At 64.2% G+C, this 12,025-nt stretch carries 10 protein-coding genes and 1 tRNA gene; 4 read left to right on the top strand and 7 right to left on the bottom strand.

Going from position 1 to position 12,025, the window contains the following annotated elements; translation table 11 throughout:
• Positions 1-220: 220 nt before the first annotated feature.
• From LPW30_RS12075 to LPW30_RS12065, 3 genes are all read left to right on the top strand, one after another.
• Complete coding sequence (locus tag LPW30_RS12075; RefSeq protein ID WP_051582720.1) at positions 221-760, top strand: HNH endonuclease; 540 nt, start codon at positions 221-223, stop codon at positions 758-760.
• Between the two features lie 255 nt (positions 761-1,015).
• Positions 1,016-2,125 carry a ferrochelatase gene (gene hemH / locus LPW30_RS12070; protein ID WP_238625129.1) on the top strand — a complete coding sequence of 370 codons (1,110 nt, stop codon included), beginning with the start codon at positions 1,016-1,018 and terminating at the stop codon, positions 2,123-2,125.
• Between the two features lie 12 nt (positions 2,126-2,137).
• Positions 2,138-2,905, top strand: a complete 768-nt coding sequence (locus LPW30_RS12065) for a competence/damage-inducible protein A (RefSeq protein WP_025281745.1) — start codon at positions 2,138-2,140, stop codon at positions 2,903-2,905.
• Between the two features lie 131 nt (positions 2,906-3,036).
• Here LPW30_RS12065 and LPW30_RS12060 read toward each other — a convergent pair whose 3' ends face one another.
• Positions 3,037-3,621 carry a cytochrome b gene (locus tag LPW30_RS12060; RefSeq protein ID WP_025281744.1) on the bottom strand — a complete coding sequence of 195 codons (585 nt, stop codon included), beginning with the start codon at positions 3,619-3,621 and terminating at the stop codon, positions 3,037-3,039.
• 438 nt (positions 3,622-4,059) lie between these two features.
• Here LPW30_RS12060 and LPW30_RS12055 point away from each other — a divergent pair, with 438 nt between their 5' ends.
• On the top strand, positions 4,060-4,197 hold the full coding sequence (locus LPW30_RS12055) for a hypothetical protein (protein WP_156946849.1): 138 nt from the start codon (positions 4,060-4,062) through the stop codon (positions 4,195-4,197).
• A gap of 11 nt (positions 4,198-4,208) precedes the next feature.
• Here the strand turns inward: LPW30_RS12055 and LPW30_RS12050 are convergent.
• The 6 genes from LPW30_RS12050 to aroB form a co-directional block, all read right to left on the bottom strand.
• Positions 4,209-4,285: transfer RNA gene (locus LPW30_RS12050), tRNA-Ile, on the bottom strand.
• Positions 4,286-4,370: 85 nt separating this feature from the next.
• Entirely contained in the window at positions 4,371-6,308 is a 1,938-nt protein-coding gene (gene rpoD / locus LPW30_RS12045; RefSeq protein WP_338018819.1) for an RNA polymerase sigma factor RpoD, read from the bottom strand.
• Positions 6,309-6,356: 48 nt separating this feature from the next.
• Complete coding sequence (dnaG, locus tag LPW30_RS12040) at positions 6,357-8,141, bottom strand: DNA primase (protein ID WP_239680969.1); 1,785 nt, start codon at positions 8,139-8,141, stop codon at positions 6,357-6,359.
• Positions 8,142-8,188: 47 nt separating this feature from the next.
• Positions 8,189-9,724: an AAA family ATPase gene (locus LPW30_RS12035; RefSeq protein WP_025281741.1), complete on the bottom strand. Its 1,536-nt coding sequence runs from the start codon at positions 9,722-9,724 to the stop codon at positions 8,189-8,191.
• A complete protein-coding gene (locus LPW30_RS12030) occupies positions 9,721-10,902 on the bottom strand; it encodes a deoxyguanosinetriphosphate triphosphohydrolase (RefSeq protein WP_239680968.1) in 1,182 nt (393 codons plus the stop codon). The genes LPW30_RS12035 and LPW30_RS12030 overlap by 4 nt, the downstream gene beginning before the upstream one ends.
• The gene (aroB, locus tag LPW30_RS12025) at positions 10,899-11,990 is read right to left on the bottom strand and encodes a 3-dehydroquinate synthase (protein ID WP_239680967.1); all 1,092 of its coding nucleotides are present in this window, start codon (positions 11,988-11,990) and stop codon (positions 10,899-10,901) included. The genes LPW30_RS12030 and aroB overlap by 4 nt, the downstream gene beginning before the upstream one ends.
• Positions 11,991-12,025: the final 35 nt, after the last annotated feature.

The following is a 12,025-nucleotide window of genomic DNA, read 5'->3' as shown; positions in this document are numbered from 1 at the left end:
ATTTTTCCGGGGAGTGCCCAAAAACAGGGCATGGTAGCGGAATTTTACCGGCCTTTGAACATCAAACGTCTGTCCGTGGCAGCTTTCGAGGCGTTTCAACGGCTTGATAATTGCTTTCTGGGCGGGATTGGGGCAGAGTCCTCAAGTGCCGGTATAACCTCCGGGGGGCGCAGGGGTGTTTGAGTTCACTCAGCAGGTGCTTCGCACCGATGCTTCAGGCATGCCGATGGAGTGGATCGACTATCAGCAGGCCGTGCGGCTTTACCACGCTCAGCAGGTGGCCTTCACCTGCGGAGTACTGCTTTACCGTATTCACGGGGGCATCAATGCACGGTCCGGGCGCCGTAGCGTGGTGGAGGTCAACTCCATCATCGCCACCTACGGCACCAACAAGGCGGTGCGCGAACGCTACGTACCGCCACTGAACAACTCGGCCCTGTTCAAGCGCGATGCCCATCTATGCCTTTATTGTGGCAACCCCTTCCCGTATCGGGATCTGTCGCGGGATCATGTCACCCCCATCAGTCAGGGGGGGCAGGATCACTGGAGCAACGTGGTCACGGCCTGCAAGCGCTGCAACAATCACAAGGCAGGTCGCACGCCGGAGCAGGCGGCCATGCAATTGCTGGCCGTGCCCTTCGTGCCCACCCATGCCGAATATATCTACCTGCAGGGACGTCGGGTGCTGGCGGATCAAATGGAATTCCTGCAGGCCCATTTTCCGCGGACGAGTCCGTTGCGCCTTCGGGCGTTGCAGTAGTGCGGTCACGCCGGGTCGGAAAGCAACAAAACCGAAACCAAGTCAAAGCATGGCGCCTGAACTCTGGTGAATCGACGCTCGTCGGTTTACAGTCTCGCCTTGTGTTTTGGGGGAGGAGTATATATGGCTCTTGAGATGTACAGAGAAGCGGTCGATCTCCCCGCCCCGGAGGCGCGTCGTAAGGACGACCCGGCGCCAGCCTCTTCTGATCGTCCGCCCTCAGGGCTGTCTTCAAACCAAAAAGCAGAACGTACCATGACCTACATTGGCGAGCCGGACTATCGTCATGGGAGCCCTCAGAGCTTGGGAATCCTGATCACCAACCTGGGTACCCCGGATGCACCCACGCCGGCGGCACTCAAGCGCTATCTGAAGGAATTCCTCTGGGATCCGCGGGTGGTGGAGGCGCCGCGCCCGCTGTGGTGGCTGCTGCTCAACGGCCTCATCCTCAACACGCGCCCGCGCAAGAGTGCCGCCAAATATGCCCAGATCTGGGGCGAGGATGGCTCACCGCTGCTGACCACCACCCGGGCGCAGGGGGCCGCCGTCGCCGAGCGGATGGCGGAACTGCTCCCCGGTCCGGTCAAGGTGGCCGTGGCCATGCGTTACGGCAACCCGTCGATTCGCGCCGGCCTTGAAGAGTTGCGCCGTGCCGGTGCCCGGCGCATTCTCGTGCTGCCGCTTTATCCCCAGTATGCTGCCTCCACCACCGGTTCCACCTTCGATGCGGTCACCCAGGAGGTGAGTCGCTGGCGCTGGGTGCCCGAGATTCGTTTCGTCATGGGTTATCACGGTGACCCGGCCTATATTCAGGCAGTGGCAGACAGCATCCGTGAGCACTGGCAGGCCAATGGTCAGGGCGAGCGGTTGCTGTTCTCCTTCCACGGCATCCCGCGGGACTACCTGGATCAGGGCGACCCCTACCATTGTTACTGCCAGACCACGGCCCGCATGGTGGCAGAGAACCTGGGGCTGCCCGAGCATCAATGGCAGGTGGCCTTCCAGTCTCGCTTTGGTCGTCAGCAGTGGCTGACCCCCTATACCTCGGAGACCATCGCCGAGTTGCCGGGGCAGGGCGTGAAATCACTGGACGTGGTCTGCCCCGGCTTCTCCGCCGATTGCCTGGAGACCCTGGAAGAGATTGCCGACGAAAGCCGCGAGGCCTTCCTGGAAGCGGGCGGCGAGCGTTTCAGCTACATTCCCTCCTTGAATACCCGCCGCGACCATACCAACGCATTGGCTGACCTCATCCTGCGTCATATCCAGGGCTGGCCGGAAGCCGACCCGAAGTACGATTACGAAGCCAGGCGGGAGGCCGGGGAACAGGCTCGGGAGCGGGCCATGGCCATGGGCGCGAAGAACTGAGGGGAAGATGGCATGCATATCGCCGCCCTGATCATCGGTGATGAATTGCTGTCCGGCAAGCGCCGCGACAAACACATGGAATTCCTGATTCAGGCCTTGAGTCGGCGAGGTCTGGAGCTGTCATCCGCCCGTTTTGTGGGTGATGACGCCAACCTGCTCACCGAGAACCTTCGCCAGACGCTTGCCAGCGGCGCTGTGGTCTTCAGCTTTGGCGGTATCGGCGCCACGCCCGATGACCGCACCCGACAGTGCTTTGCCCGGGCTTCCGGGGTGGACCTGGCGCTGCACTCGGAGGCCGTGGCCATTCTGGAGGAGCGTTTCGGGGAGTCTGCCTACCCCCATCGCATTCGCATGGCGGAGCTGCCCGTGGGGTCGTCATTGATCCCGAACCCGGTCAATCGCATCCCGGGCTTCAGCATGAAGCATCATCATTGTGTACCCGGTTTTCCCAACATGGCCTGGCCCATGGTGGAGTGGGTGCTGGACACCCATTACACCCATCTGTTCGGCAAGGTGCCGGTGATCGAGCGATTGGTGAAGGTCAGCGGTACACCGGAGTCGGACCTGGTGCCCATCATGGAGGCAGTCATGGAGCGTTTTCCCGGTATTCGCCTGTCCAGCCTGCCTTCCACCCAGGCGGGTTGTCGCGAGGTGGAGATGGGCGTCAAGGGCCCGGCAGATGACGCCATGGAGGCCACTCAGATGCTCCTGGCGGCGCTGGATGCCCAGGGGGTGCGCTGGCAGGAGCAGCCGCAGACGAGTTCAGTGGTTCAGTCCTGAGCGTTGGCTCGGCTGGGCGTCTCGATGAAAGCGCCCGAATAAAAAAGCGGCCCCGGGGGCCGCTTTTTTATTGCTGAAATGACCTGACGGGCCGCGCCACACCCGCGGGTGTGGGGCGCGGCCCGCTTGCCTTAGCGGCTCAGGCTGATGCGGTGCATGACCCAGTCGCCACGGCGCTTGTGACGCAGGCCGGCACCGATATGCAGCACCAACAGGGCGATGATGCACAGTGCCACGATCATGTGAGCCTGGAACAGTTGTTCAGCCAGGGCCGGGTCCTCGGCGATCAGGGGCGGCAGTTCCCAGGTGAAGAAGTTGATCGGGAAGCCCGCAGCTGCCGTGGCCAGCCAGCCGACGATGGGCATGGCGATCACCAGCACATACAGCAGGAAATGCACCGAACGGCTCATGAACCGCTGGAATCCGGACAGATCCACCGCATAGGGCGGCGTGCCCTGGAGCAACCGCACCAACAGGCGCAGCACCATCAGGCCCAGCAGGGTGATGCCCAGCGTCTTGTGGGCTATATAGGCCATGTTGGCCATGTCCATGCCTACCAGTTCCACCAGGCGCTCATGGCCAAGGGTGCCCAGGGTCAGCCCGCCAATCAGCGCGAAGACCAGCAAAACGGCAATCAGCCAGTGCAATACGCGCAGCGGAAAGGAATGGCGCGGCAGCCCGGAGGCTACGCCAACACTCGGATAGTCTGTACTCATGGTCGCTCCCTTATTGGTTTGTGATGGGGTCGGCCCCGTCCACAGGTTTGCGTTGACCGACCCATTGGTTAACCCGCATACAGTTTAAGCCCTAATCCGGTCTCAACATAAGCCACAGGGCTGTAATCGGATCTGCTCGGTGCATTGTCCATGTGATGTTTTCGCACCCCGTCCCTCCCCAGCTTGGCCGTACTCGACGCTCGCCGTCCTGATCTGTGTCAGTCTGTTGGGCTGGGGCGGGACAATCGCAGGTGCACACCCTCCCTAATCCCACGACGTTCATCAGGTGGAACCGGGTGCCCATTTGGATCATAGTACCCCAAGAGGATCTGTCACCCCGGCGCGTCATGGTCGGGGCCGTTTGCAAAACGACCTGTACGGCGCGACTTGGCCGATTTTTGGGGTTGGGTCGTCCCCGTTTTTGAGAGGAGTCGGGCTATGTGGTGGTTCGTGATTGGCTACGTCATCGGGCACATCGGCTTCATGATGGGTTCCACGCCCCTCCTGGCGGTGGGCGGCGCCCTGTTTCTATACGGAGCCTATGTGGTGGTGTACGGGAAGCCTCGGGAGGAGTGATGAGGGGAGAATGGTGGGCCCGGTCGGACTCGAACCGACGACCAAGGGATTATGAGTCCCCTGCTCTAACCAACTGAGCTACAGGCCCGGTATTGATGGGCAGGTCTTGAAAGGGGTCGGACTACGCCGGGGCACACGCCCCGGGGATGTAGCCCGACCCACGGGAGAAACGTCTACTCCAGGTCGAGGAAGCTGCGCAACATCTCCGAGCGGGAGGGGTGGCGCAGTTTGCGCAGGGCCTTGGCCTCGATCTGACGAATGCGTTCGCGGGTGACGTCGAACTGCTTGCCGACCTCTTCCAGCGTGTGGTCCGTGTTCATGTCGATGCCAAAACGCATCCGCAGCACCTTGGCCTCGCGCGGGGTGAGACTGGCCAGTACCTCGCGGGTGGTCTCCGACAGGCTCTCGCGGGTGGCTGAGTCGATGGGCGACTGAACGTTCACGTCCTCGATGAAATCCCCCAGGTGCGAGTCCTCGTCGTCGCCAATGGGAGTCTCCATGGAGATGGGCTCCTTGGCGATCTTGAGTACCTTGCGCACCTTGTCCTCGGGCATTTCCATGCGCTGGGAGAGTTCCTCAGGGGTGGCTTCTCGGCCCATCTCCTGGAGCATCTGCCGGCTGATGCGGTTGAGCTTGTTGATGGTCTCGATCATGTGCACGGGAATGCGGATGGTGCGGGCCTGGTCGGCGATGGAGCGCGTGATGGCCTGGCGAATCCACCAGGTGGCATAAGTGGAGAACTTGTAACCACGACGGTACTCGAACTTGTCCACTGCCTTCATCAGGCCGATGTTGCCCTCCTGGATCAGGTCCAGGAACTGCAGGCCGCGGTTGGTGTACTTCTTGGCAATGGAGATCACCAGGCGCAGGTTGGCCTCCACCATCTCCTTCTTGGCGCGACGGGCCTTGGCCTCACCGATGGACATGCGGCGGTTGATGTCCTTGATCTCGCCGATGGTGAGGGAGGACTCTTCCTGGATGTCCACCAGGCGGTTCTGGGCCTTGAGGATGTCACCCCGGTGTTCGGCGAGCTGCGTCTTGTAACGGGCGGCCTTGCCCTTGAGGACGCCATCGAGCCACTTCAGGTTGGTCTCGTTGTCCGGGAAGGTGGAGATGAACTCCTTGCGGGGCATGTTGCACTGATCCACGCAGGTGCGCAGGATCATGCGCTCCTGGCCACGGATGCGGGCCACCGTGTCATGCAGGTCGGCGGTGAGCTGGTCCACCAGGCGGGGCACCAGCTTGAACTCCATGAAGTAGCGGGCCATCTCTTCCCGGGCCTGGGCATATTCCTCGTTCTTGCCCTGGGCGGCGCACTCCATGGCGCGCTCGTACATGGCCTCCAGCTGGGTGAAGCGGGCGCGGGCCTCTTCCGGATCCGGGCCAGTATCTTCCGGGGCGGCGTCGTCATCGGAATCATCCGCATCGCCGTCGTCGCTGTCGGCGTCGCTGTCGTCCGAGGCTGCGGCGGTAGCCGGAGCCGCCGGGGATTCCTCGCGGGGCGGGGCCACGGAAGCGATCTCGTCGGCATGCGGGTCCATGAAGCTCACGATGATGTCAGTGAGCTTGATCTCCTCGGCCTCAACACGGCCGTATTCGGAGAGCAGCGAGGCGATGGACTTGGGGTAGTGAGCCAGGGCGAACAGGACCTGCGAGAGTCCTTCCTCGATGCGCTTGGCGATCTTGATTTCGCCTTCACGGGTGAGCAGTTCCACCGTGCCCATCTCGCGCATGTACATGCGCACCGGGTCGGTGGTGCGCCCGAATTCCCCGTCCACGGAGGCCAGCGCGGCGGCGGCTTCCTCGGCGGCATCTTCGTCGGTGGACACGGAGTTGTCGGACAGGATCAGGCTGTCGGTATCCGGTGCCTGCTCGTGGACAGTGATCCCCATGTCGTTGATCATGGCGATGATGTCTTCGATCTGCTCCGGATCGACGATGGTGTCCGGGAGGTGGTCGTTCACCTCCGCGTAAGTCAGGAAGCCCTGTTCCTTGCCCTTGGCGATGAGCTCCTTGAGGCGCGATTGCTGTTCTTCGTGATTCATGAAAACCTGCTCAAGCTGGACCTGTGCGAACCGGGAGAGGCGCTGGCCAGGGGTTAAACGATCAATTGTAGCATTGCGATGGGTTGACGACCACTTTCAATAGGCGTAGACCTGTCAGGCTGGGTGTTGCGTGCCGGGTTTGCCCTTTCCGGGTTTGAGTACCGACTTCAACTCTGCCTTCTCCGCCTCCGTCAACGGTTGCTGGGCCGCCCTGGCCAGCAGGGTGTCGGCCCGCTGCTGTTCGTACTGGCGATACAGGCGGGCCAGGGCATCATCGAGCATGCGTTCCAGGTGGGTTTCCTCCGAGGGTGGAGGTTGCCATTGAGCCAATTTTAGTAGATGCGGCCACGCTTCGCTGTCTCGCCAGCGCTCCAGCAGCGCTGCGGTGGTTAGATGGGGGTGCGCATGCAGAGTTTCAAGGACCTTCGCCAGGAGCTTTGCGCCCGGCACTTCCACGGCCTTGAGCCAGTCCTTGTCCTGTACCCGGGCAGCCAGTGAGGGCTGCTCCAGCAGCAGTGACAGCGCCAGCCTGACGGGGGTGACAGCCAGCTTGCGGCCCGGCACCTGCCGTTTTGCCGAGGGCCGGGTGGGTTGTGCCTGAAGGGGGGCGCCCGAGGATGCTGGCGCCCCCATCTGCTGCTCCAGCCGCTCGCTGGACACCCCCGACAGGCGGGCGATGTCGCCGATGATCTGACTGCGCAGCAGCCCCTCGGGCATGGTGGTGAGAAGTCTGGCGGCCTCCACACCCAGAGCAGCCCGCCCTTCGCGGGATTCCACGTCATGGCGCTCACGCAGCCCCTCCAGCAGGGCATCGGACAAGGGCTGGGCGGCCTCAATGCGGGACCGGATGCCCTCGGGGCCTTCGCGTCGAATCAGGGTGTCCGGGTCCTCGCCCTGGGGCAGGAACAGGAATCGCACCTCGCGACCGTCGCGGACCGTGGGCAGGGCCTGCTCCAGGGCGCGCCAGGCCGCCTTGCCCCCGGCGGCATCGCCATCGAAACAGAACACCACCCGGGAGACCACCCGGAACAGGCGCTCCAGATGGTAGCGGGTGGTGGCCGTGCCCAGGGTGGCCACCGCATTGCGCAGGCCGAACTGGGCCAGGGCGATGACATCCATGTAGCCCTCCACCACCAGCAGTTCCTCAAGGCGCGGCGTTGCCTTGCGAGCCTCGTAAAGGCCATACAGCTGCTGGCCCTTGTGAAAGACGGGGGTTTCCGGGGTGTTGAGGTATTTGGGTTCCCCGGGGCCCAGCAGGCGACCGCCGAAGCCTACCGTGCGACCGCGCTGGTCGCGGATGGGGAACATGATGCGGCCACGAAACCGGTCGAAGGGTCGCCCCCCCTCCTTGCGGGAGGTGAGCCCGGCGGCTTGCAGCTCCTCCTCGTTGAAACGCCCGGAAATGGCCTGTATCAGGTCATCCCAGGTGTCCGGCGCAAAGCCGAGGCGATAATCCCGGGCGATGGCCCCGGTGAGGCCACGCTGCTTGAGGTAGTCCACCGCCGGGGGGTGCCGGCGCAGGTTGTTGATAAAATGCTCCGCCGCTGCTTCCTGGGCGGCGATCAGCCGGGCGAAACGGTCGTTATCTTCCCGTTGCCCCGCCTCCCGGGGTACCTCCATGCCCGCCCGACGGGCCAGTTCCTCCACCGCCTCCACAAAACCCATGTTGTCGTGGTTCATCAGAAAGCCCAGGGCAGTCCCGTGGGCGCCACAGCCGAAGCAGTGATAGAACTGCTTGCGGGGGCTTACGTAGAACGATGGGGTCTTTTCGCTGTGAAAGGGGCAGCAGGCCGCGTATTCGCTGCCCTTTTTCTTGAGTTGCACACGGGTGTTCACCACATCGACGATATCGGTGCGGGCCAGGAGTTCGTCGATGAAGGCGGTGGGGATGCGGGACATGTGGCCGCTGCTGCGGCCCCGAAAACGGGGCCGCCAGGAGAGAGGGGTTAGTCAGCCATGGCGTCCTGCACGGCACCAAAGCTGCGGATGAAGGGTTGATTGCGTCGAATATCCGCGGGCAGGGCAGCGATGGCGCTACGGGCCGCGCTGGCGCCGGGGTAGGAGCCGAAGACGACGGCGTACAGGTTCTGGCCATCACGACGCATGCGGAACCAGGCCACATCGCCCGGCAGGTCGGCGTCCTGCACGAAGTTTTGCACCCCGGACTCGCTGCTGCTCACGAGTAGCTGCACGGTGTAGCGGGAGCGGTCCTGGTCGCGCAGCCACTGGGCGTCGCGGATGCGCTTGTCACCCGTGGGTTCCGGCTGGGGCTCGGCTGCCGGCTCCGGTTCGGGCTCAGGCTCCGGTGCGGGCTCTGGTGCGGGTTCCGGCGCGGGCTCAGGCGCCGGTTCCGGCGTGGGCTCCGGTTCCGGTGCCGGTGGAGGCACCGGCTCGGGTCTGGGTGCCGGTTCGGCCGGGGCTTCGGCCCGGGGCGGTGGCGTGGGCTCGGGCGCGGTGGCCGGTGGGGTTTCCGGTGCGGCGGGGGTGCGCGGCGGCTGCTCCGGCAATACCAGAGGCTGGCTGCGGACCGGCTGAGGTTCATCGTCGGGGCCGCCCAGCAGGCTCAGCAGGGTGACCAGCGCCCCCACCAGGATGACGCCCGCCACGGCCGGTGCAAACCAGCGCTGCTGCCAAAAGGCCTTGCCGCCAGAAGCGGTGGCTTGTTCCCCATGTGTGCCTGGTGTCATGGCTGCTCCCCCCTCACAGATTTCCCGCAGGCGTTCCATGGCGCAGGTGTTGATGCGGCCCGGTAGCCCGGCGGAGTCCCGGTGGATGTCCTCGATGGTCTCCCGGTCCAGCAGATCGGTCGTTTCCAGTCCAGCAGCCTGCAGACGATGGTTCAGATAGGCGCCGGTCTGTTCCCGGGTGAGGGCGCGCACCTGCACCGTCATCTGCGCCTCGGGGATGTCCAGGCCTTCATCCACCGCGGTGAGCCGTTCCTCGATCTCAGGTTCGCCCACCAGCAGCAGACCGAAGCGGCGGTCCACCTGATCGTGAATGCGCTGCCGGGTCTGAATGAGCTGGCGCAGCACGTCCGGTTCCAGCAGGTGGGCATCGTCGATGGCCAGCACCGGGCGCATGCCGCTCCGGATCAGGCGGATGAGGAACTGTTCCAGGGGTTCGGTGCCCTCCTGCTCGGCGGGTACGGCCTCCTTCCAGTACTGGCGCACGGTGTATTCCACGGCGGCCAGGCTGATGCCGGATCGGGCCTTGAAGGCGCAAAAATCCATGTTCTCCCGGCCCTGGGCCAGCACCCGCAGCAGTTGCGTGCTCTTGCCGGAGCCCTGTTCGCCCTTGAGGATGACCACGTTCTGGTCATTCTCCAGATGCTCAAGGGTGACGTTCACCGGCATGTCGGTGGCCGGGTCGGAGTAGAGGAAGTCTTCGCCGGCAATGGAGGCGAACGGTTGTTGCCTGAGCCCCAGTTGGTCGAGGCAGTCGGCGGGCAGCGTGTCGTTGGCCATGGGATCCCTGGATGTCATGAAAGTGTGTTCGGGTCGAACAGACGGCCGTGTTCGGCAATGGCAAAACGGTCGGTCATGCCGGCCACGTAATCCGCCACGGCGCGGGCACGACCGGCGTCACCGGACTGGGCGGACAGGCGTCGTGCCTTGTCCTCGTGCTCCGGGGGCAGCAGGGCAGGCTCGGCCATGTAGGCGGCAAACAATTCCCTGAGCACCCGGGCCGCCTTCATGGTCATGCGGTTCACCCGATAATGCCGGTAAAGATGCTGACGTAGAAACCGTTTAAGTTCAAGGTTGTATTCGCGGATTTGTGCGCTGAAGCAAATCAGCGGGCGTCCCTGGGCGCGCACCGCGTCCGGGTGATCCGGGGCCGCCTCGTGGATGCGGGCCAGACTGCTTTCCACCAGGTCGGTGACCAGACGGTTGATCATGCGCCGGATCACCTCGTGACGGGCACGTTTTTCGGGCAGCTCCCCGTAACGTGCCCGCACCGCTTCGAAGGCCTCCCGAAACAGGGTCACGTCCATGAGCTGTTCCAGGGTGATCAGGCCCGATCGCAGGCCGTCGTCCACATCGTGGTTATTGTAGGCGATCTCGTCGGCCAGGTTGTTCAGTTGCGCCTCCAGGGTGGGCTGGTGCCCGTCCACGAAACGCCGGCCCACATCGCCCAGGGTGGCGGCCACCCTGGGGTCGCAGTGCTTGAGGATCCCCTCGCGGGTCTCGAAGGTGAGGTTGAGGCCGTCGAACTCGGCGTAATGGGCCTCCAGGGACTCCACCACCCGCAGCGACTGAAGGTTGTGCTCAAAGCCACCGTGATCGGCCATGCAGGCGTTCAGGGTGTCCTGGCCGGCATGGCCGAAGGGGGTGTGGCCCAGGTCATGAGCCAGGGCGATGGCCTCGGTGAGGTCCTCGTTCAGGCGCAGCACCCGGGCGCAGCCACGGGCGATCTGCGCCACTTCCAGGCTGTGGGTGAGGCGGGTACGGAACAGGTCCCCCTCGTGGTTGATGAACACCTGGGTCTTGTATTCCAGACGCCGGAAGGCGGTGGAGTGGATGATGCGGTCCCGATCCCGCTGGAACTCGCTGCGGTAGCCCGGGGCGTCCTCCGGGTGGCTGCGGCCCCGACTCAGGGCATCCCGGGCCGCGTAGGGGGCCAGATGGCCGGGATCGTTGAGGGCAGCCGGTGCGCTGTTCATGGGCGAGTCAGGGCGTTCAGGGTGTTGTCCAGGGCCCCGGGATCGAAGTCTGCCGTTACCACGGATGCGCCGATCCCCTTGAGCAGAACCAGCCGCAACTGGCCCTGAAGGACCTTCTTGTCGCCCGCCATGATCTGTTTGAATCGCTCGGTGGACAGCCCCGCCGGCGGGGCCACGGGCAGGCGCGCCTTCTCTATGAGGCGGGTGGTGCGGTCGAGGTCGTCGTCATCAATCCAGCCCATCTGTCGGGACAGGTGGGCCGCCATGATCATGCCGGCGCCCACTGCCTCGCCGTGCAGCCACTGGCCATAGCCCATGCCGTTTTCGATGGCATGGCCGAAGGTGTGACCCAGGTTCAGCAGCGCACGGCGTCCGGACTCCCGCTCATCCTGAGCCACCACCCGGGCCTTGTCGGCGCAGGAGCGGTGGATGGCCCAGGCCAGGGCTTCGGGTTCCCGGGCCAGCAGGCGTGGCAGGTGTTCCTCCAGCCAGACGAAGAAGTCTGCATCGTCGATCAGGCCGTACTTGATCACCTCGGCCAGGCCGGCGCTGAGTTCCCGGTCGGGCAGGGTGTTGAGGGTATCCGTGTCGATGACCACCAGCCGGGGCTGATGGAAGGCGCCGATCATGTTCTTGCCCAGCGCATGATTCACGCCGGTCTTGCCGCCCACGGAGGAGTCCACCTGGGAGAGCAGGGTGGTGGGCACCTGAATGAAGTCCACGCCGCGCAGGTAGGTGGCGGCGGCAAAGCCGGTGATATCTCCGATCACGCCGCCTCCCAGGGCGATGAGCATGGCGCTACGGTCCAGGCGTCGCTCCAGCAGGAAGGTGTAGATGCGGTTGAGGGTGTCGACGTTCTTGTACTGCTCGCCATCGGGCAGTATCAGGGCCTCCACCGGGCCGTCGTGCACGGCCGCCAGGGTCTGCTTGAGGGTGTCCAGGTAGAGGGGGGCGACGGTCTCGTTGGTCACGATGACCGCACGACGTCCCTTCAGCAGGGCCTGGAAGTGCCCCGACTCTTTCAATAGCCCCCGGCCGATGTGGATCGGGTAGCTGCGTTCGGCAAGATCAACGGTGAGGGTGTCCATGCCGGGATGATACTAAGGTGGGCACCGTGAAAGCC

Origin of the sequence: Ectothiorhodospira variabilis (genome assembly GCF_022227625.1) — a bacterium.
Lineage (GTDB): Bacteria > Pseudomonadota > Gammaproteobacteria > Ectothiorhodospirales > Ectothiorhodospiraceae > Ectothiorhodospira > Ectothiorhodospira haloalkaliphila.
Note: the sequence above shows the minus strand (reverse complement) of the source record. Positions and strands in the feature narration are given on the sequence as shown.